Below are 24,399 nucleotides of genomic sequence, written 5' to 3'. Positions count from 1 at the left end.
TTGATAAAATGCCTTAAACAGATATTTCAATTGGCAAAAATCGTTTTGCAAATTCATCTTTTATAATAGGTTTAGAAATAAAATAACCTTGTCCTAAAGGACAATGTACCTTTGTTAATAATTCAACATCTGCTTGTGTTTCAACCCCTTCACAAATGACTTTTAAATTTAATGACTTTGTCAGTTCAACAATCAATTGAATAATTTGTTCACTTTTTGATTCCTGTTCTGATAAAAATTGTCGATCAATTTTTAAAACATCTACAGACATTGAATTTAAAAGATTCAAAGAAGAATAACCTGCTCCAAAATCATCCATTGAAATCATAAATCCTTCACTTCTTAACTGTGTCAGCATTGTCATAATTGATGAAGATAAATCATTAAAAGCACTTTCAGTAATTTCAATTTCAATACTTCCTGTAGGAATTTGATAATCTTCTATAATTTGATGAAAATGCTGATAAAAATCTTTATGATGAATAGTGACTCTTGAAAAATTAATAGAAATAGGAAAATCTTCATTGAGATGATATTCATGAATAAACTGACATGTTTGTTTAAAAATATCAAAATCCAATTCATATATAAAACCATTTTTTTCAAACAATGGAATAAAATCATCAGGATATAATACGCTTCCATCATGCATATGCCACCGCACAAGAGCTTCAGCTCCAACAACCTGAAGTGATGGAATCAAAAATTTAGGTTGTAGATACAATTGAAATTCCTGATTTTGTAAACCATGATGCATTTGTTTCACAATTAAGTTTTCCTGATAAAGTTTATCTAATAAATTTTGATCATACCAAACAATATATCCTTTACCAGTACTCTTTGCATTTTTATGAGCCAACAGAGCATCATCAAGAATATCCTGTACTAAACAATTTTTATCAATGAGATATCCACCAAAGGTAAATGTAATATCATCAATAATATCCAAATCAATACCTTTTTTCATATCATCTTTTAATCTTATTTTCAAATCATCTATGATATTATCATAATAAGGAAGCAAAGCATAAAAACGATCGCTTCCATTTCTTGCACAACTCCCTTTATCTTGAATAAACGCTTGTAAAGAACTTGCAATAACCTGTAATAATTGATCACCAAAAGCATAACCATATGTTGTATTTAAATATTTAAAATCATCAATATCAAAGCATAACAAAGCATAACTTTCATCTTCTAAATTCTCAAGTCGCTTTTGCAAATCAAGTTCAAAAGCCAAAAAATTATGTAAACCTGTTAATTTATCTGTATACATCACTTTTTGAATCTGTTTTTGCTTATAGTGATACCAGAACGCAAAAACACCCCCTGTTAAAATTAAATAAATAAAAAACAAGGCAATTGAAGACACCAAACTATTATCTGAAATCAATTGTGCCGTAGCCACCATCTGGTTTGCTTTTGTAAAATACTCTTGACTTAATTCATACAACTGATTATCCTGATTGCCATTTCTCACTTCATAAATTTTATCTTTAATAACACTCCAAATACCCTTCACTTCAGATAACTGTTGCTGATATTCATCATCATCAATTTTCATTAAGTCAAACTGTCCCTGACCAGTTTGTAATTCATCTAAAATATTATCAAGATAAGCAATTGTTTGATCATCACGATCACCCTGCAACTCCTCCTTAACCAATTTTTGGGTTGCACCTCTAACAATTCCGCTATAATTAATCACTTTTGCATATCCTAAATTTTGAAATAATGAAACAATCAATATGATAATAGCAATAACCCAAATGCATGTATAGACACCCATACTCTGTTTTTGTTTCATGTCCATTCCCTCAACATTTCTTATGATTTAACTTATTTTTATTATACATCTTTTTAAATTTAAAGTATAGATATTTGTATTATGTAGAAAAAATATATAGAAATATTAAAAAATGGAGACACTGTCTCCATTACATTTGACCTTGTGACATTGAAATCACAACACCAGCCACATCTTCTAATCGCTGCTTAGCATTTTGGATATTATGAAATTCTTCATCACTACATGTTTCATAATTGACTTTCTTTGTTAACTTTTTAAAACTAGCTAATTCATCTTTAATTTGTGATTTGACTGTTTTATCTAACTGTTTCCCATTTTGAGATAAAGCCTGTTCAACTTGTGAAACTAGCATTTCAACCTCATTTTTAAAAACCAATCTTTCTTTTAATTGTGCATCCTCTCTAGCAAATTGCTGTGCTTCATGAATCGCTCTTTCAATATCATCATCAGACATATGTGAACCATTTTCAATTGTAATACTTTGCATATTTCCACTTGCCAAGTCTTTTGCTGAAACACTTACAATGCCATTTGCATCTATATCAAAAGTGACTTCAATCTGTGGAACACCACGCATTGCTCTTTTGATTTTCTTGAGTTTAAATTTTCCTAATGATTTATTATCTTTAGCCAAAGGTCTTTCACCTTGTAATACATTAATTTCTACTTGTGTTTGAAAATTACCTGAAGTTGTAAAAATTTGACTATGGCTTGTTGGTATTGTTGTATTACGTTCAATCAACGGTGTTGCAACACCTCCAACTGTTTCAATTGATAATGTTAATGGTGTTACATCTAATAAGAGGACATCGTATTGTCCCATTGCACTGACATCACCAGAAAGCTTTCCACCTTGTATTCCTGCTCCCATCGCAACACATTCATCAGGATTCAAAGATTTACTAGGAGTAATACCAGTGACTTCTTTAATTTTATCCTGAACAGAAGGAATACGTGAAGAACCACCTACTAAAATAATTTTATCTAATTCAGCAGGTAAAAGACGTGCATCATTTAAAGCATTTTGCATTGGTAAAATTGTACGTTCCACTAATTCATGAGTTAAACGATTAAAAACTTCACGTGTTAATGTCATTTCAAGATTTAATGGGCCACTTGCTGTTGTGGTAATAAATGGTAATGAAATCACTGTTGATGTCATTGTTGAAAGTTCAATTTTGGCTTTTTCAGAAGCTTCTTCAATACGTTGTTTAGCCATTTGATCATGGGATAAATCAACACCATTTGTTTTTCTAAATTCATTCATAACATATTGAGCAATACAATCATTAAAATCATCACCACCCAAATGATTATCACCAGATGTTGATAAAACTTCAATAACATTATTTCCTATTTCAATAATAGAAACATCAAATGTTCCTCCACCTAAATCAAAGACCATAATTTTTTGTCCAAAACTATTCTCAAGTCCATAAGCCAAAGCTGCCGCTGTTGGTTCATTAATAATTCTTAAAACTTCTAAACCAGCAATTCTTCCAGCATCCTTAGTCGCCTGACGTTGTGCATCATTAAAATAAGCTGGTACTGTAATAACAGCCTGTTTGACTTCTTCACCTAAATAATTTTGTGCATCAATTTTTAATTTCTGTAAAATCATTGCTGATAATTCCTGTGGCGTATAATCCTTTTGCCCAATTCTCTTGGTATAAGCAGTTCCCATCTCACGTTTAATAGACGATACAGTTTGAGCAGGATTCGTCACTGCCTGACGTCTTGCACTTTCTCCGACTAAACGTTGACCATCTTTTGTAAAGGCAATCACACTAGGGGTCGTCTTAGCACCTTCGCTATTAGGAATAATGGTTGTTTTTCCATTTTCAATAAAAGCCATACAACTATTTGTTGTTCCTAAATCAATTCCAATAATTTTACTCATCACTTTTCTCCTTTTTCACTTATCGACAACAGCAACTTAAACATAAATTCATCATTAATATACTATAACAACAATTTGCAGTTCCCGCAAAAGGTGAACCATAAGACTGTTGTGCAGAACGATATTGTCCTGAACCAGCCTGTAATTGCTGTACTAAAAATAAATATTGAAGATTACCAGGCTCCATTTGAGCCGCTGTCTTCGCATATTCTAAAGCAGTTGCATTATTACCAACACCATTCATTGCAAGTGCACTGTAATAAAACCACATAGAATTTCGTGTACGAATTTGTTCTAAAATATTTAATGCGTCCTGAAAACGACCAGCATTAATATATGCTGCTGCATCATTAAATGCTGCCTGCTCATTTCCATTATATTGATATGTCGATTGACTCTGACCTTGACCAGCTCCATAATTCTGATTGGTAAAACCACGTTTACGACTATCTATAATTGTTTTATATGCATTTTGAACTTGTTTGAATTTTTCTGTATATTCTGCCTGATGTGCATTATTGATATTGGCATCAGGGTGATACTTCTTACTTAAAGTTCGATAAGCCTGCTTAACCTCATCATCAGATGCACTTGGAGATATACCTAATATTTGATATGGATCCATTAACTCTTATCCTCCGCTCTCTTCATCTTTCTTAACTTATACTTTGTCCAAACACCACTATATATGATATTTCTTAAAATTTCAATATTTTCTGTAATTGGTAGACATTCAAATACATTGGCTGCTCTTGAAATCATCATTTCCAATAAAATATAACATTTATCATCAAAATCTTCATCATTCAATTCTTTTTTCAAAGGATTGAATGTATCCTTTTTCATATCCTCTTCAATATCATCATATGCATCTAATATATAAATAAATTTTCCTAAATAAAAACCAAATTCATATAAATCATCATGCCATATATCATCTCTAAACGCACAAATCTCACCCATAACACGTCCAAAACATCCCGCAAGATCATCAATATTTTCATGTTCATTTTTTTCGTACTGGTTAATTTGATGCAATTCCTGTTCAACAACCATGATTTTTTGAGGATATAATTTTTTTATATTTTCATATGTATGATTAATTAATTTTTTATACGTTTGTTTTGTGAGACTCTTTTCATCTAGCCAATCATCTTCACATTTAAAATAAGCTAAGACAATAGTCATTTGAGCCGCATAATCAATATATTCATTAAAATATTTCAAACGTTTTTTCATTGGATGAATAACACATCTTTCATTAACTTCATTGGTCTTTCCATCATATAACAAACTTAATAGCATTGCTAAAAAAGTCATATCATAATTTAAAGAAACCTGTCCTTTGAATCCATATTTATTTTTTAATGTTTGACACAATCCACAATAATACGATTGATAAATATCAAACTCTTTAAATTTTAATTCTGGTTTATTAACCACAACATATCCAAACATATTTTTCCCTCTACTTTTTATCATTGTTTATAGTATATGACTATCATATTAACTATTCATGAACTGAATAAAAGTTCTCTATTTCTAGAGAACTTTTATTCAACATCAGGAACATCAAAATCATCAGAATGAAATTGACGATAGTATCTTCCTTGAAAAGCAGTAAACTTAATAACACAATAATCTGGATCATCAACTCCTAATGGATAATACATAGTATCTCCATCCTGCCAAATCATTGCTTTTGCATCATGATCTTCAAGAATTTCAACATATCCCATTAAACTGACACCACGATAAAATCTTTTATCAACAAAATATAAAGTGGCTTTTGGATTCACTTTAAAATTTTGAACTTTTTGAGAAGAAGTATTAGTTGTGAGATAGAATACCTTTATTCCTTCTCTTTTTCGTGGTGCAAGCATAGCTTTACTTACAGGAAACCCCATTTCATCAACACTGCTAATTACAGTTAAATTGGCTTTATCAATGAGAAGACCAATTGTTTTTTGAACATCTCTTATCATTATAACTCTCCTTTAATGTACATTTATGAATAATATTATTCATCCTGTTTTATTAATCGCTCCATTGCATCAATTCTTTGAGACAAAGGTGGATGACTATATGATAATTTTACCACAAGTGGATGAGGATAGATATTAGAAAGTCCATTGCGTGATAATTTTTTTAATAGATGAATGAGCAATTCTCCATATCCTTCTTTAACTGCAAAAGCATCAGCTTCATATTCACATAATCGTGAATAATAACTTGTCACTATTGTGAAACAGTCTGTCATAAGACTTATGAGCCAGCTGACAATAACCAACACCATGAAATAATTCATCTGTCCTATTCCAAAATCAGCGTATAGCCATTGATTCATCATCACAAAAAGAAAAATGCCAAACATTGCAATCATCTGTATATAATTCAACCATCTTAATTTCTCTGTATGTCTATAAATCGCATGACCAAATTCATGAGCAAAAACAGCCAGAATTTCATCTTTTTGATAGTGCATTAACATATTATCATCCAAACAAATTTCTTTCTTCTTTCCTGCTCCACAACAAAAAGCATTTGCTCGTTTTGTTCGTTTTGATGCATCTGTTACATAAATACCTTTTAATTTAAATCCATATTTCTCAACAAGTTTTGTTAAATTATCTTTTAAATCCTCATCTTCTAAAGGTGTAAAAGTATTAAAGATTTTCATAATCAGTAATGGATATCTTTGAATAAATCCAACTAAAATGATCATCATTATAAATAAAATCACAAATCCCCCATATCCAAACCATAAAGAAAAGAAATGAACAAACACAAATAAGATTGTCAATAACCCCATATTCATGATATTTTCTTTTAATAAATCTATAATAAACAATTGTAACTTGGTTGTATTCATATGATATTTCTCTTCAATAACAAATATCTGATAATACTGAAATGGAATTTGTACAAGCATTTCAATAATTGATGTTATAAACATCATTAATAATGAATTCATTAAAATATTCTTTGGAAACAAAGCAGATATCCATTGATAATATGGTGATAATATCATAAAACTTATGAATAAGAATTCAACAGTTTGATAAATCATTGAAAAACGATCAGTTTCATCTTCATATGCCTGCCACCTTTGATATTCATGAAGATCATAAACATCTTGAATATTTTCAGGCAATTTCAAACGTCTCTGTCGGTGGTTTAAAAATAATAAAAACAATGAATATAATGATGATAAAGTATATAAACCTAAAAATAACCAACGCATTCTATCCCTCCCTATTTTCTCATTATATCATGTTTAATGATACAATGAAAAAAGATATATATTTCACCCTTTTCTCATCCATTTATTCATTTCTTTGTTTTTCCCATTGTAAGCGAGTCAGTTCATAACATATACATTCACGCATTTCTAATTGATCATATTTCTTTTGATGCCATACTTTCCCCACTTTTAGTAACCCACACTTTTCCATAACACGACCAGAAGCCTGATTGTCTTTATCGTGAATTGCCCGAACTTTTAAAATTGGAGTCTGTCTAAATAATTCATCAATAAATGCCTGCAAAGCTTCGCTCATATAACCTTGGTTCCAATACTTTTCGCCTAAAACATAGCCAATTTCTGCAATATAATCTTCAAATTGATTCACCACACTTAGACTTCCTATCACTTCATCTTTATGATGAAGTGTTATTGCGAGTTCAAGACTATTTGATTCCTCAATACTAGCTAATCCTGTATTATGTAAAAATATTTTCGTTTCTTCAACAGATTCATGGGGATACCAATCCAAATAGCGGGTTGCCTGTTCGCTGTGGCAATAAGTTTCGAACATGCTTTGTGCATCTGTTTCACGAAACTCCCTTAAAGTAAGACGTTTTGTTTGTATATATGCTTTCATTGTTGTTCTCCCCTATTTTTAATAAAAAACTGATATTTTAATTCTAAAAATTTCTGTAAATATGTAAACATTGTAAAAAGTATTGCACGATTTTCAAATTCATCTCGTGACTTGGGTAAGGCATCTTGTTGAAACTTTCTTTTTAAATCCATTAATCGTTGTTGCAAAGCATGCACATCGTTATCTTCATGATATTCAACTGCCATATGTTTTAAAAAATCCGATATAAATATAACTTGTTTCCCATGGAATTCAATTTGAATCATTAAATCATAAATATCTTTTAAAACTATGATTTGTTCTTTTCGCATGGACAAATATTCAAATTCATATTTTGTATCCTTTAATAGCTGATTATTCATTTCATCATAAACACTTTGAAACATCTTATCCAGTGTGAAAGATACTTCCTGAAAAACTTCATATAATCGTCCTGTTTTCTTTTCTTGTAATAAACAATCTGACATTTGCATTAAAATATTTTTAATCTGTATATCCAGTTTTTGCAGAGAATAACGAATTTGTTTTTGTTGAGAGGGCATATATAAGTTCACTAGCATACCTATAGACATTCCAATAGCAAATATAGCCATTTCATTTTGAATCCATTGTATACTCATTGACTGTTCAATAAGATAATGAGTTGTTATAACAGCATTCATAGCAATACCATCTTCCAGATGAAAAATCAATGATATACCAACAAATATCAATAGAAAGAAAGCAAAACTCAAAGCACTATATCCAAAAACAGAAAAAACTATCAAAGCGGATAAAAGTGAAACAAAAAAAGACAAAATCCTTTTTAGACAAATGAATAATGTTTCTTTTTTTGTATTTTGTATTGTCAATATGCCAACAATTCCAGCACTCGTGGCATATTGGAAAGAAAAAAATTGAGCAATGCTCATAGCCACAAAGAAAGCCAATGCCATTTTGATTGTCTTTAAAAATTTCATGAATAATCCCCTTCCATTTCTATAGAATATTATATCGATTTTCTATTTTTATGTACAGTTATATCATCAATATTTAAAAACCATAGTTGCACAATCTGTTGTTATATGCAACTTATTATGATACAATCATGCTATCTATACATATTATATACAAAAAAGGTGGCTGATAGTATGCAACAAACTTCATTATTTCAACAAGATGTCCAAGAACCTCTTGCAAGTCGTTTGAGACCGCAAACCCTTGAAGACTATGTTGGTCAAAAACATTTAATTGGGCAAGGGAAAATTTTACAGCAGTTAATTGAACATGATCAAATCTCTTCAATGATATTCTGGGGTCCTCCTGGAGTTGGTAAGACAACTCTGGCAAGAATCATCGCCAATTGTACAAAGTCTGAATTTATTGATTTTAGTGCAGTGACAAGTGGAATTAAAGACATTAAGATGGTTATGAAACAAGCTCAGGACAAACGAGAATTAGGATTAAAAACGATTGTCTTTGTTGATGAAATTCATCGTTTTAATAAAGCTCAGCAAGATGCTTTTTTACCATATGTTGAAAAAGGAAGCATTATTTTAATTGGAGCAACAACAGAAAACCCCTCTTTTGAAATCAATTCAGCCTTGCTTTCTCGTTGTAAAGTTTTCGTATTACAAAGTCTTAAAGAAGATGATATTGTTGAATTATTACAACATGCCCTGCAAAATGAACGTGGTTTTGGAAATGAAAAGATTCAAATTGATAGTGATAGTTTATATATGATTGCAGCTTTTTCAAATGGTGATGCTCGCACAGCATTAAACACTTTAGAAATGGTTGTTTTAAATAGTGATCAAGTTGATGATACGATTGTTATTTCAAAAGAAACGATTGAACAATGTACAAGTCGTAAATCGTTATTGTATGATAAAAAAGGTGAGGAACATTATAATTTGATTTCTGCATTACATAAATCAATGCGTAATAGTGATGTTGATGCAGCTATTTATTGGTTAGCACGAATGCTTGAAGCTGGTGAAGATCCACTTTACATTGCAAGAAGGCTTGTCAGATTTGCCAGTGAAGATATTGGAATGGCAGATAGTCGAGCTTTAGAAATTGCTGTTGCAGGTTATCAGGCATGTCACTTTATTGGAATGCCAGAATGCTCTGTTCATCTTACCCATGTTGTTACATATCTTTCTTTATCTGTTAAATCTAATGCATTGTATATGGCTTATGAAAGTGCCAAACAGGATGCTTTAAACACGATTGCTGATCCTGTTCCTTTACATATACGCAACGCCCCTACTCGACTCATGAAAGAGTTAAATTATGGAAAAGGTTATCAGTATGCTCATGACTATGAAGAAAAACTAACAACGATGACTTGTCTACCTGATTCTATTGCTGATCATGAATACTATCACCCTACTCGTCAAGGCAGTGAAGAAAAAGTTGCTTTACGACTTAAACAAATTAAAGACTGGAAAGCAAAGCATAAAAAGAAACCATGAGGTCATATCTCATGGTTTTTCAATAAATTTATTCTACTGTTTCTTTTTTTCTTTTCTTGATGATTAAGAAGATAATAAATGCAACAGCAGCTAATCCTGCAACACTACCACCAACAATCATCGCTGTTTGATTCTGAGTATTTCCTTTTGCTAAAGGTGTTTCATCATCATCAACTGTTTCTATTTCCTGATTGTCATTATTTGTCTCAGGAACTAAATTTCCATTATCATCAACAACCAAAGGTGTATTATTTTCAGGAACAGTAATCACTGTTCTACCAGTTGCATTGTCAATTGTTACAGTTCCACCAGTAGGTGTTTCAACAACATTAACAGTTTCACCAGGAATAACAACAACACTTTGATTTGCTAAATCATCAGCATCACGATAAATAAATGTATAACTACGTCTTGTTGAATAGAAATCATGAGTATTTTCAGTATCTTGTCCAGAAAGAAGAACATACTCTTTACCATCAACTGTATAGCGACTAGGAACATTAATATTTAATTTTTCATCAGCTTTTGCTGTCATCTTTGTTGTATAAATAATTTGATTAGATGTCAAATCATAATATGAAACTGTCACTGGATATTCTTGAATATTTAAATCTTTTTCATGGAAGTAAACATTGTATTGAGTTTGTCCAGTTCCAAATTTATGTGTTACTGATGAAGGTTGCCCTGCAGATAAGATATAATTTGTATTACCAATCTTCACACTACCAGGAATATCAAACTTTACAGTTTTATCAACTTCTACAGTCTTACTATGAGCTTCTAATGTTTTACCAGTTGCTACATCAACATAATTAACATAAACATCATATGGTTGGTTAGAATCAGTGACAACTTTTTCATATTGAATTGTATAATTTCTTGTACTATCACCATATTTATGAGAAATGTTTTTATTTCCTTTTAATTGATAAGTTGAAGTTCCAGCTTTATAAGATTCTGGAGCATCAAATGTAACAGTCTTTCCACTTTGCACTGTCATTGTCTTTCTTGTTAAAAGAGTATTGCCAGCTTTATAATCAATTGTAATATAGTAAGGAAGATTCGCAGTTGATTCTTGTAATTGATAACGTACATAATGAGTTTTTGCACCCTCATCATAACTTTGTTTGATGTCTGTCACTTGACCAGCCATTACTTTATAAAGGCGACTGTTAAATGTAATTGTTTGTGGTGCTGTATAAGAACCACCATCTTTTTCAGTTACATCAAACTTTTCTGTTGTTTTAATTGTATTGCCATCTTGATCTAAGAAAGCAACTTTAGATTGATAGTTTGGACGTTCTTGTAAAGCATATTCAAAGACAACTGTTTCTGTTCCATAACTTGCTTCTTTATAATTTCCATTACTACAATTATAAACTCTTCCCTGATATGAAATTGTTTTTGGAGCTGTAATAGAAGCAGGTTTTGATGATGAACAAGATGCACGTGTCATGTTTTTAATATCTGTTCCATTATAACGATAATAGACTTTCACATTATATGCTGATAAAGATTTAATCCCACTTGACAAATTGCCATAGTTATCTACCAACTGAAATGTAACAGATCCATTACTTGTTGTAATTTCATGTTTTTTTGTTTCACCAGCTTTAATTGTTCCTTTACCTTCTTTTTGGACATCCCCTGTAATATAATAATCATAACTCATGTCTTCAGATGATGAATTATAAACGTTGAAGACTCTTGTTGTTGGACTATCACTCATTACAGTACTCACAATCAAAACAGATTTATTTGCTGCTTTTACATTCACTTGTGTTGACACTAGTGGTAAAATCATAAGAGTCACGACCAGCACTAATTTCATTAATTTCTTTTTCATTATGCGTTCCTCCTTTGTCACATATTTCCTTTTTACAAACACATCATAACATTTTAGTGTCACACGCCTATCACAAATTACTCAAAATAAACATAATAGTGAATTTTTCTTCAATCAACACCAAAGAATTGAAAGAAATCATAATGGAGCAAACTATGCTCCATTATAATCTACATATTCGCTTTTTTTCTTTTCTTTCTTTGATGAAAAGCAATCATTGCTAATCCACCACCAGAAAGACAAACTAAAGCAAGATAACCATAAGCCATAGATGAGTCACCAGTTAATGGGAAACCTGGAATAATATTTGTAATAGTATCACCTGGTTTTGGAAGATACACACCGCAATCCCAAGTCATATCATAACCTTCTTCATCTAAATAGAATGGTCGCGTATAATACCAATTCTTATCAAACAATGTAACACCATCTGAGTCTAATGCATTATCATCACCCATATGTGATAATGTAACATAATATGGCTTATCAATTTGGAAACGAACACGATACATACCAGCAACAAGATCATTAAAGATATAATATCCATATTCATTCGTTGTAGTCATACCGACAACTGTCCAATTTCCATCAAGACTTGTATCGCCACTTTCATTGTATTCAAGAATTACTGGAATACCAGCTAATCCTGTATTCACTTCATCCTGAATACCATTTTGATTTTCATCAAACCAGACATAATCACCAATACTTCCAAGTGAATTTATAATTCCAGCATCCCAAGTTAAATCAACAGTATTGTATTTAAGATGAATAATATCAGTTGGATATCCAGATCCTGGTATATAAGTCACTAAAGCATTTGAATCTAATGTCGGATCACCATTCTTTGGAATTGTTAGTTTTGAATTGAATGGTAAATCGAAGAGAATACGATATTCAATACCTGTTTGATAATCACTTGATTTTAAATGATCAAAACGATAATAACCATTTGCATCAGTTATAGCTTCTGCAACTTGTTCCCAGCCATTTGTATCAGGAGAACGCATTTGAAGATAGACAGGAACATTTTCAATTCCATATTCTTCATTATTGTTATCCTGAAGACCGTTCTTATTGGCATCAAACCAAACATAATCACCTAAACTACTATAACGTGATGCTCCACCATCAACATGTTCAACTAATCTGTTTTGTGGAATTGTTATAATATCTGTAAATCCACTATTCAACTCTTCATTAATATCATATTCAATATCACTATCAATTGTGTCATCATTTCCAATATTTCCATTGACAATTTCATAACCTTGAGGGAAAGTGAATTTAACTTGATACATTCCTTCGATAAGATGATCAAAGTAATAACGACCATCTTCTCCAACTGTTTGTGTTGCAATTGGTTTTTGACTACGTGTTCCATCTTCATCATCAATAGCATACAATTCTACAACAGTTCCAGGAACATAAACATCAGTTCCATTACTTAAATCCTGAATATCACTATAATTACGATCTTCAAAAGCAATTCCTGTAATCGCACTATAAACTGTCAAACCAGCATCAATTGACATATCATAACCACGATCACCTAAATGAATCACTTCTGTTCGCATAACAGTGTCACTAATCTTTACACTTGCATCTGAATCAAAATCATCATCACCTTGATTAGGTGCTGTAAATGAATAATGTTCTGTATATCCTCCGGCCTCTGGTGAAACATCAGTAATATCAAATTCTACAATATAATGACCTTCTTTAAGTTCTTCGAATAAATAATATCCATCTTTGCCATAGACATTTGATGTCTTTGTAGATCCTATCTTTAATCCTGTTGAACCATCTTGATTTGCTTTATATAAGTTAACTGTAACACCATTGATACCCATTTCATCAGTATCTTGAATACCATTACGATTAGCATCAAACCAGACAAAGTCTCCCAATGCTCCTAGTGCACTAAATCCAGCATCTAAAGTTGGATTATCTTCACCAACATAAGTCAATCCATCACTACCACGTGTTGCAGTTAAACGGATAAGCTCTGTTTTTAAATCATTTTTACCAATATTTGAATCAATATCACAATGATTTTGTCCCTTATCATCTGTAGCATATTGAATTGTTGGCTCATACTGATAACGTGATTCATCAGCAGGACGTGCAAATTCAACATAATAATCATAATAGACATTTCCTACAAACTCGTTTGGATCTTTTGAATCTTTATCTTTACCTTCAAGTAGAACATTACATGCTAAATCACCAAAATGATAGTAACCATTATTGTCTGTAGTTGTATCATATAATGTTTCTAAAGATTTCTCTTCACCATTTTCATAATAATGTTTAAATTCATGTAAAGTGACTTTTAATCCAGCAATTGGTGCATCATTTTCATCTTGGAATCCATCACGATTAATATCATAAAATGCATAATCACCTATTGAACCTCTTGGCATTGATAACTGAACCTTTACTTCATTGTTTTCAGTTCTATCACTATTTAAGATATTATCTTCATGTCCAACACGACCAACAGCTACCATCGCAGAGTTTGCAATTAACTTATCAGTAAACATTTCACTTTCACTTGTTGTATACATTGGTGCTGTCATTTGAACATTAACTTGAACCAACTCACCCTGATTCAAATAATTTTCATTATGACAAGTAATTTCAACTGCTATTGCACTGACATATGGTAATAAATCGTTATCAAAAGTATTCTTATCCGTTGCATCAATCCAGTTATGATAACTGTTAGTTTGTGTCCATACATCATCACTCATTGATTCATAAAGCATTGGTAACTCATTTTCTTTCTGTGTAGCCATTCGACCAGTTGTTTCATTATTCAGCCATTTTTGCCACTTTGTTGATTGATCATAACCATCAACACAATAATAAATCTTATATGTGGCTCCTGTAGGTAAATGAGAGACATCAACATTTTTCAATATTGCATCACGTTCTAATTCTGTCACACGCTCAGTAATATTCCCTGATTCGTTATCACGTCCCACATAAGAATCACCTTTAAATGGTAATAAATCAACGACACGAATCTTATTCACTGCTGAATCAGATTTTTCACCATTTCTCACTTCAATTAAATAATCAATATTGCCTCCAGGTGATGTTGAAGCAATTTGATTGTAATTTAAGTAGGTGCTATCATAATCGCCTTTAACAAATTTATTAATTGTTAAACTATTGTTTTCATTTACAGTAATATTCGCGTTTGCATTCGCATACTTATTTCCACCAATTGTTTCTTCACCAATGACAGTATCTAAAACTTCATCTTCAACCAATGGATTATCTATATCACCAGGGATATTTACACTAAAACTATTACCATAAGGATTTTCATAAGATTGGATAGTTTTCTTCTCACTATTCAGATAAGTAGGCATCCATAATGACGTATTTGTTTCATTAGAAGCAATCGTTCCTGCTAACGTTAATTTTAATGAAGCACCAGCAGGTAATACAAAAGGATTTCCCTCTTTATCATCCATAAATTTAATTGTCACTTTTGTTGTGGGACTGTCTGTCTCTTTTAATGTTCCATCTTGATCAACTGTACGAGCATTGTCAACAGGTGTATACGTAATCAATAAATCACTGATATTAATTGTATTCATTGTTGTACCATTCGGTTCTGTTAAAATCAATTGATAACGATCTTTCTCTCCACTACGCCATGAAGAATTTAATGTCATACCAATAGGCATATCAAAACTAATAATAGGTTGTTTAAAATCATTATCATCATTTGAAACATTTTTTACAGTGATATCATACTGAACAGTATCACCTGGTTTAAATGTTGTCTTTCCATTACCAGTTGGATCACTTGGCACAACACCAATATTAACTGTTGGAAATTTAGATTCTAATGTTGGAAATTTAATATCTACAGTATTAGATTGAGGTTTCACAATCTGTTCAACTTCTTTTCCTTCATTATCATTAACAACAAAAGCATATTCAACGTCTGCTGTATTTTCAATTAAACGAATTTCATGATAGTTTTCAAGAGAAGGACGACGATTAAATGTATAATTGATATCAATACCATCTGCATAAAATTCCTTACCAACACCCTCATATCTTACTTTTACATGAATAGCTTTCAACTCAGGTGAAAGAGTTATTTTTTGGTATGAAGTTGTCCCAATATTTTGAACATTTGCGATTTCTCCATAAGGCACTTCTTTCCAATCGCTCACTTGTCCATGAGTATAAGATTGATAATATATTTTAGCAGTAATCTTGTCAGCTGCGGATTGTCCATTATATGCACGATAAACACTCACAGAATCAATAATCCAAGAATCACTATCCATCATATCATCTTTTACATATTGCCCTTTTGAAGCATCATAATACTTCATTACTGTTTTTGTATCAGAAACTTCAAGATAGTTTGCTTTTACTGTATTCTTTCCTTTAGCATAGTCACGTAATGAGAATGATGTTGAATACTGACTTTCACTCAATGATTCAGGAGCATCTACACTCTGTTTCATTGAAGTCGTAATTCCTTTTTTGATTTCTGTATCAAACTTCATTAAATCTTTATGACTAGTATTTTCAAATTCAATATAATTTATGTTTTTACCAGCTTTAGCTTTAATCAATTTCTCATTTTGAATAGGATAGACTTTCACTTCTCCTTTAATCGTATTCAATGAATCATCTAATACATAATCATCAGGGGCTTTAATTTCTTTGAGATAATAAGTTGTTCCATTTTTACTTGCATCCAATAAATCACTTATACCATATCCATCTTCACCAATCGTAATTTTTCCAACAAAGTCTGTATAGTCTTTATCTTTATAGATATTAAATATAGCGCCTTTTAATTCCTTTGTTAAAGCAGAATTATTCTTATCTAACTTCTTAACAACAATTTTACCCATCGTTGAATAATTAATGATTTCTCCACCTGTTGTACCTTCAGGATGATAATTAACTAATGTTGCTTCACCACTCTTTACTTCTACATTGTATGATTTATCACTATATTTGTATCCTTGAGGATTATCTTTAGAATTAATTTCCTGAACATAATAGTTTCCAGGATCAACATTTTCCCAAACAATCTTACCATTTGCATCTGTCACTTTTTCTTCAATAAGCTTATTGTTAGAAGTATACAAACCAAAATGAACACCGGCTAATGTTTCATTTGAACCACCTAAATAATCACTTACATCATTATATTTAACAATCGTAATTTCACCTTGAGCATGATCCGTAATCTTACCATCAATACCTAAACGTGTAATTTGTTTTGCAACAATATCAAATGTAATAGGTTCAATTTTAGCAAAACCATCAGGTGCTTCGATTTCTTCTAAGCGATAATGACCTAGATCTAACATTCTTGATGCAAAATAACCTTTATCATTTGTTTTAAACTCATTAAAGACAACAGTTTCCTTGTTATTGTCATCTATATGAATTAATCGGAATTTTGCTTCTGATAACGGATTATTAGCAGCATCAACTTTTGTAAATTCAAACTTACCTAAAATAGGATTATTAACAATTGCCTTTTCACCTGTATAAACAGTATTTTGTTTTCCTTTTACAATCTTAACATCATAAGTTTCGTTATTTGCTGCAAAACCTTCAATAGATTTTGTTTCTTTAAGAACATAATCTCCCTGTGCAAGACCAATAAACAATAACTCTCCATTAGTATCAGTCACATCTTTAGTCACAACAGTCGTGCCATCAGCCTTATACAAAGTAAATTCAACACCACTTAATGGTAATTTTTGCGAAGTACTTCCTGGCATATCCCATTGAGCAACCTTTTGAATTATCAAACTTCCTAACAAATCGTTTTTAACCTTGATTTCTGTAACAACCGGATTTGTTGAATCATCTTGTGATTTTCCAGTTTTCACTTCAATAAAATCTGACTTCAATTCATATCCTGCTGGCGCCTTAATTTCTTTAAGATAATAAGTTGTATCTGCTTTTAAATCATTAAAGACAATACCTATATTTTCTTCATAAGTGGCGACTTGAAGTGGCTTATTGTCAGTCTTATTTTGATACAATTCAAAAGTTGTACCCTTTAAATTAGTGATTTCATTTTTTGATTCCGAATCAATCTTAATAACCTTAAGAGATTGTTTCATAACATTTGTAACTGAAACAGATTGTGTTACTTCTTGTTTATTAACTATATATGGTCCTAAGTATTCACTATTTAAGACGTATCCACCTAAAGTCTTTACTTCTTTTAAATAATAATTTCCTGCTGGTAATAATGGTGATTTAGCAATTCCTTCATCATTTGTCACCATATTCTCAGCATTGACTTTTGTATATTTCAAGCCATTTTTTGTATAGATTTCAAATTCAACACCTTTTAGTTTTTTATTTGGATTATACTGATCAACTTTTTGAATGGTAAAACGACCATATAATGATTCGTTAATGATAGACTCTCCAGGTTGGCCTATCACTTGACCACTATTATCAATTTCTGTCACTTCTTTTGTAAGTTGATTGCTAATAATTGTGAATTTGCCTAAATATCCTGCTTTATAACCAAGTTTTTCATTAGACTCTCCTACAGATATTTCTTTAATAACATAGTCACCTGCATCCAACCAGTTTGTATTTGTTACATTTTTCTTTTCCAAATTATAGAATTCAATTTGACTATTAGATTGTGACAACCCTGTTCCCACTTTTTCGTCTAACTGCAATTGACCATTCTTTAATTTATATTTATAAATTTCAAACTCAGCACCTGCTAAAGCCTTGTCTTCAGTCAAATTATTTTCATATATGCGTCTACCAATCTTTTTAAGATTTAAATGACCTTGAGCATTATTAACCATAACTAATGGATTGGTAGCAGCCTCAGTTGCTGATTCATAATAAGTGATAGTTCCATTGTCCATTCCAGTTATTTTTCCAGCTTGAATCTCAAATTGAATTGGTTCACTCATTGTATAACCAGATTCAACACTGACTTCTTTTAACTGATAACTTCCTACTGGTAAAAGAGCATTATATTTTTCATAAAATTTGAAAATATTTGTTCCATCAGTTTCTATTTTGACAATATTGTTATTAAGTTTATAATCAGTATACTGTCCATCATTTCCTTTGACTTGCAATGTAAATGTAGCCTTCAGCTTTTTATCATTAACATTAGAAACTTTATTGAAATAGAAAGAACCATATTCAGTTGTATTGTTAATTGGATTTGTATATAAATCTTTATTGTCTGTTGGATTATTCTTATCAATATTTGTTAATTCTACAATATGATAACGATTTGTATCATTAACAATTAATCCATGATTAGGTAGTGAAGAACCATCTTCTTCAATAATATAGACTCCCGCTGGTAACCTAATACTGATGGCGCCACCATCACCTTGAGTTGTATCTGTTCCAGTGTGTAAAGTATCAACTTTGTCCCCTAATTTATAAGATATACCATCCTTTGTAATCACTGCTTCTTCAGGCCTATCAGTTTTTACTGCTGCATAGACATTAAAATTAACACCATTTAGAGGTTTTGTTTCTTTAGCAAATGTAAAAGTCTTATTTATCCAAATTCTTTGATATAAATAATTGACAACTGATAATATTTCATTTGTTTTCTTATCAATGAGAGAATATTGATTACCATTGACTTGAATTTTAACTTCATGGACTTGCTTGTCTCTTTCATGAGTTGGATGATTATCTTTGTCCGTTGGAGCTTTAATCTCTAACACATAATAAGTTTGTGTTACATCTAAATTCGTAAATTTGATTTGTCCATTCTTATCAGATGTCGTAACTTGTAAAACATGATATTGATTTTGCATATCCTCATTTGTTGCTAGTGTTGCCAATTGTTCATCTGTTAATTGAGCAACAGCATCAGCATTTAATTTCGATGAGAAGAGTGCAAATGTAGCACCTTGTACCTTATTACCTAGACCATCAACCTTGCTTCCGATTGCTTCTTTTGGTTTATAGTTTTCAATTGTCACTTCTGACAATTGACCACTGACTAACGGTCCAACTTTTGTCCAAATCTGACTTGCTTCATATCCATCAGGTGTCTTTGTTTCTTTTAAGAAATAAGTTTCACCTGGTTTTAAGAATCCAGAATATCCAACACCAGTTTGAGTGATTTCCTGCCCATTACTATCATAAATAATAGCAGTTCCAGATTTAATCGTATATTTCAAGTTTGCTGAAACAACATGATATGTTTGATCACCTATCATGATTTCTTCACTTATTTCACTACCTTCAGCGAGACGATAAATTTCAAATTCAGCGTCATCAAGAAGTTTCTCATGATTTTCTGCATCAACCTTCGTGATTTTAATCTTGCTATTTGCATTCTTGTTTTTAAAAGTAACTAATGTTTCTTCTCCAGATTTCAATTCGACAACCTGAGATTGTGCTTGAGAGTATCCTTCCGCCTTTTGTTCAGCGGTTAAAACTTCTTCAACAATATAGAAACCTGCATATAATTGGTCTAAACTTACTTTATCTTCACCACTAGTGATTGTTTCACCAGTATCAGTTCCCTTTTTATAATACGAACCATTAAGTTCAAGTGCACCTTCTATAGAGGCATCACACTCAATTGCATGATAAATTTTAAATTTGAATCCTTTTGAAACAAAATTAACTTCTTCTTGCCCAACAGAACTCCATGATTCATATTTTTTTAATGAAAGAGAACTTGATGGAACATTAAGAATCGGATCATCATAATATTTTGTATTTGTTTTCCCAGCCTCAATTGTAAACTCATGAGGTGTTTTGTCCAAAATATAAGAACCACTATGAATTTCTTTTTCAACCAAAACATAATCACCAGGATCAAACCAATGGGTACTCAATTTTTCACCAATATCTGTTCCATCTGCAGCATCAGTACGTACAGTAAATATTACCTTTTGCCCTGAATAATCAACAAGATTAGGTACTTTTTTATAAACTGAGAAAGTGACATCAATTCCTTTCTTATCAGTGGAACTGATTTTCTTGAGTTTCAGTTTTCCTTTAGCATAGGTATTATTAATTACAAATAATCCTGAATCCTCATTTTTATTATCAGTTATCCCCTCTTTTACTGTCACAACTTGCGGATCAATTGGATTATAACTATCATTCTTATCCTCTTCTACCCAATATTCACCTGCATCAAGAAGTTTAGATTGAAGTTTTCCATTTTCTGGTGTTGTTCCTAATGTTTGATAAGTATTCTCTTTTTTAGCTGTTTCTCGATCTTTAATAAAGTCTTCAGTCAATTTTGGATAATATCTAAAAGTAATTCCTTTAAGATTAGAAGTACCTATAGAATCCATACCTATTAGTTTTTTATGAATCGTAAATTTTCCTTTAGGATGATTCTCTATTGGATTTCCTTGTTGTACCCAACTATTAGACAGTTGAGTTGTCTTATCAATATTAGCAGTAAATGAATAAACTGTTGTATCTAGTGTATATTCGTTTTTCGTTGCTGATTCTTTAAAATAATATGTCTTTCCATTAACAAGATTATCAAATGTCACAATACCATTTTTATCACTTCTCATCTCACGGTAAGAAGCACTTGAATTATGGTCTGGATTTTCTTCATACAAACGGAAAGTCACACCTTCAATAGGTTTATTTGTAGTTGAATCAACTTTTGTAAACTGATATTTCATATAAGGAATATTGGCTATATCAGTATTAGTAATTTTAGTTTCTTCATTATCATTAATCTCAAATTGAACTTCTTTTGTTAAAAGAATATACCCATCTGGAGCTTTTGTTTCGACTAATGTATATTTTCCAGAAGGAAGGAATTTTGATTGATCATTTCCATTTTCATCTGTTATTAAAGTGTCAACAACTTTACCACTTAAATCCTTAATTTCAAATTCTGCACCTTGAAGACTTTTACCAGAATCTTTTGCATCTGTTTTATGCAAACTAACAAACCCCTGATGTTTAACTGCATTATCGACATTTATTCCTGTTTCTTGATTAACAGTAATCGTAAATTCAATTATTTTATCTGACATTTGATATCCATCTGGTGCTTTTGTTTCTTTTAAATAGTATGTTCCTGCATCTAAAAATACAGGATCAGACACAGCACTTGTACTATCATTAAACGGTATATATGGTTTAATAACAATATCTTCACCTTTACTATCCTTAACAGTTTCAGTAGCATTCTTATCTGTATAGATTTTAAATTCTGCACCTTCCAATGGCACTTTAAATGGATGTTCTAATGAAAGTTTACCATATTTGTAAACAATGAGTTTTCCTTGTGGAATGTTCTCTACCTTGACTTCAACAAGTTCATTTTGTTTTACAACCACTGTTTTTAATTCAGAATCAAGTGTATAGCCTGTTGGAGCTTTCACTTCTCGATATAAATATATTCCAGGCTGTAAAGCAGGTGATTCTATAGATGAACCATCACCACAATCTAATGTATGCTTATTCTTAAACGTACTTGTATCTAAGTTTTTTAATTCCTCTGCAGTCCATTCTTTATTTAAATTATCTGGAACATAGAGTTCAAAAACAGCACCATTCAAGCCTTTTTCATCAATACTTGATTGCTTAATAAATTTTAATTTCCCTTTATTAGAAACATTTTGAACATATGGATAAACATTTTCGTTTTCTTTATATTCGTTCATTCCTGCAGGATAATTAACTTGATTTCCTTTCACAGTGATTTTCCATGAATCTGTAGAAACTTCAAATTCACCATCATCTGTTTTATTTTCAGTAATTGTATAGTCTCCTGCTGGAATCCCTTCAAATAAAACCAAACCATTTTTATCTGATGTTGCATTGTAAGTATTTCCTTTGCTATCTGTTAAAGTAAAGCCTACGTCAGCTAACCATCCTGTATCTTTAGAAGTCGCACTTGATCCACGTTTCCAAAAAGCAACATAACCATATCCCTTATCATCAGTTGTATTGATAAAATCAATATGACCATTCTCTACTTTTTGATTATCTACAGTCATTGAACCATCTTTTCTATCAATCACAACAACTTTAACACCATCATTTTTAAATAAACTTGGACCACCAACTTCTTTTAAATAATAAGTTCCATAAGGAATATCCTTAAAAGTTGCCTGTCCATTTTCATCGATTGCGATTAGATTAACAACTTGATTATTATTATCTTTAGCTAAAGTTGTACAATTTTTATCTATATACAAACCAAATTGAATATGATCTGAATCATTATGATAATAAATGTTTTGTAAAGTCTTATCAAAGACTTTTGTATCATCTATACCTATAGAAGGCGTTCCTGTTGCTTTGACAGTTGCTTTTTTAGTAACTGTAAAGTCAACATGCATCTGGTCTTGTTCTTGCCAACCAAGTAAAACTGGCGCACTACTGCTTACTGTCTTTTTTTCTTTACCTATCGGCTGATAAGTTAAAGTTGCTGCATTTGTCAAAGTTTTTTGAATAAATTCTTCAGTTTGACGAATCATATAAGCATCATAATTATATAACAATGTCATTGAATACGTTGTATTAATAGCTGCTCCTTTTGGAATGAAGCTTTGGCTATCGGATCCATCATATTTATTGACATAATTTAATTGAATATAGTCTTTACCTTGTTCATCTTTGCCAATAACATAATCTGTATCTTTGACCAAAATTTTGTCTCCTACTTTAATTTCAGATAATTGAGGTTCTCCTTTATCTGGATAACCATCAGGTAAAATGTCTTTTAAAATAAAAGGATCACAGTTTAAACGTCCATAACGATTTGCACTGACATTTTCAGCACCAGGTCGAATTGTTATTTGATAATTGACTTTATAAAATTTTTCACCATTAATTTCAACAATACTTGTATCTTGTCCATCTTGTTTTTGTACTGTTTTATTAATTGTCCACTCCTGATTAGCAACAGCAGTCATCTTTGCACTTGGAATTTTAACTCCTTCTAATTCAGTTGCGACATTCCCTGCTTGTTCAAATCCTGTCATTTCCATATCATCGAAAATAGCAACTGTACCATCAGTTGTTTCCATATTTTTAAAATGCATTTTCAGATAAACCGTTCCACTATTCCCTGGTTCTAATGTATCTGCGGCATCAATTCTTAATACTTTAATTTTTCCAAGACTATCTACTCTTGCACTATTAAAGACAGAAGTTGTTCCCTCTGGAATTGCCAGTTCTTCAAATTCAATAGAACTAGGCAAAGTTATAGAAATCTGACAACTTTTATATTGTACATTATCCCCACCAGAATTGACATTATATCTTAATGCCAGAAAGAAGGGAGCTCCTGTTTCTATACTAGAAATAGTTGATGTACTATCTCCAACATTTGTGACAATCTGTGAAGTAAAAGTCACATTCGCAATTGCTTTTTCACTTGCATTGACATGATTGAAAGCACTCCACTGAATCAAAGACATAACGATTGTCAATGCTAGAAAAATAACGCTTATTTTCTTCAACAAGCCATTTATTTTTTTCATTTCGTTCCC

General features: G+C 31.3%; 11 protein-coding genes. 1 reads left to right on the top strand and 10 read right to left on the bottom strand.

What is annotated here, in order from left to right:
• Window positions 1–13: 13 nt before the first annotated feature.
• The 8 genes from BN1865_RS01835 to BN1865_RS01800 all read right to left on the bottom strand — a co-directional run bounded on the left by BN1865_RS01835 (window position 14) and on the right by BN1865_RS01800 (window position 8,553).
• On the bottom strand, window positions 14–1,807 hold the full coding sequence (locus BN1865_RS01835; RefSeq protein WP_050635560.1) for an EAL domain-containing protein: 1,794 nt from the start codon (window positions 1,805–1,807) through the stop codon (window positions 14–16).
• Window positions 1,808–1,937: 130 nt separating this feature from the next.
• Window positions 1,938–3,710, bottom strand: a complete 1,773-nt coding sequence (dnaK, locus tag BN1865_RS01830; protein WP_050635559.1) for a molecular chaperone DnaK — start codon at window positions 3,708–3,710, stop codon at window positions 1,938–1,940.
• Window positions 3,711–3,729: 19 nt separating this feature from the next.
• Entirely contained in the window at window positions 3,730–4,335 is a 606-nt protein-coding gene (locus BN1865_RS01825; RefSeq protein WP_050635558.1) for a J domain-containing protein, read from the bottom strand.
• Entirely contained in the window at window positions 4,335–5,192 is an 858-nt protein-coding gene (locus BN1865_RS01820; RefSeq protein WP_232780292.1) for a DUF5685 family protein, read from the bottom strand. Before BN1865_RS01820 ends, BN1865_RS01825 begins: the two co-directional genes overlap by 1 nt.
• Before the next feature lie 71 nt (window positions 5,193–5,263).
• Window positions 5,264–5,695, bottom strand: coding sequence for a pyridoxamine 5'-phosphate oxidase family protein (locus BN1865_RS01815; protein WP_198527221.1), 432 nt, complete (start codon window positions 5,693–5,695; stop codon window positions 5,264–5,266).
• Between the two features lie 35 nt (window positions 5,696–5,730).
• Complete coding sequence (locus BN1865_RS01810; RefSeq protein ID WP_050635556.1) at window positions 5,731–6,954, bottom strand: M48 family metallopeptidase; 1,224 nt, start codon at window positions 6,952–6,954, stop codon at window positions 5,731–5,733.
• 82 nt (window positions 6,955–7,036) lie between these two features.
• Window positions 7,037–7,594: a GNAT family N-acetyltransferase gene (locus BN1865_RS01805; protein WP_050635555.1), complete on the bottom strand. Its 558-nt coding sequence runs from the start codon at window positions 7,592–7,594 to the stop codon at window positions 7,037–7,039.
• Window positions 7,591–8,553, bottom strand: coding sequence for an aromatic acid exporter family protein (locus BN1865_RS01800; protein ID WP_050635554.1), 963 nt, complete (start codon window positions 8,551–8,553; stop codon window positions 7,591–7,593). The genes BN1865_RS01805 and BN1865_RS01800 overlap by 4 nt, the downstream gene beginning before the upstream one ends.
• A gap of 171 nt (window positions 8,554–8,724) precedes the next feature.
• Between BN1865_RS01800 and BN1865_RS01795 the strand changes: the two genes are divergently transcribed.
• On the top strand, window positions 8,725–10,050 hold the full coding sequence (locus tag BN1865_RS01795) for a replication-associated recombination protein A (RefSeq protein ID WP_050635553.1): 1,326 nt from the start codon (window positions 8,725–8,727) through the stop codon (window positions 10,048–10,050).
• 28 nt (window positions 10,051–10,078) lie between these two features.
• Here the strand turns inward: BN1865_RS01795 and BN1865_RS01790 are convergent, their stop codons facing one another.
• Both BN1865_RS01790 and BN1865_RS01785 read right to left on the bottom strand, forming a co-directional pair.
• Window positions 10,079–11,896 (bottom strand): hypothetical protein, encoded by a 1,818-nt coding sequence (locus BN1865_RS01790; RefSeq protein WP_050635552.1) that lies wholly within the window; start codon window positions 11,894–11,896, stop codon window positions 10,079–10,081.
• A gap of 170 nt (window positions 11,897–12,066) precedes the next feature.
• A complete protein-coding gene (locus BN1865_RS01785; RefSeq protein WP_050635551.1) occupies window positions 12,067–24,390 on the bottom strand; it encodes a SpaA isopeptide-forming pilin-related protein in 12,324 nt (4,107 codons plus the stop codon).
• Window positions 24,391–24,399: the final 9 nt, after the last annotated feature.

Origin of the sequence: Candidatus Stoquefichus sp. SB1, from assembly GCF_001244545.1 — a bacterium.
Lineage (GTDB): Bacteria > Bacillota_I > Bacilli_A > Erysipelotrichales > Coprobacillaceae > Stoquefichus.
Note: the sequence above shows the minus strand (reverse complement) of the source record. Positions and strands in the feature narration are given on the sequence as shown.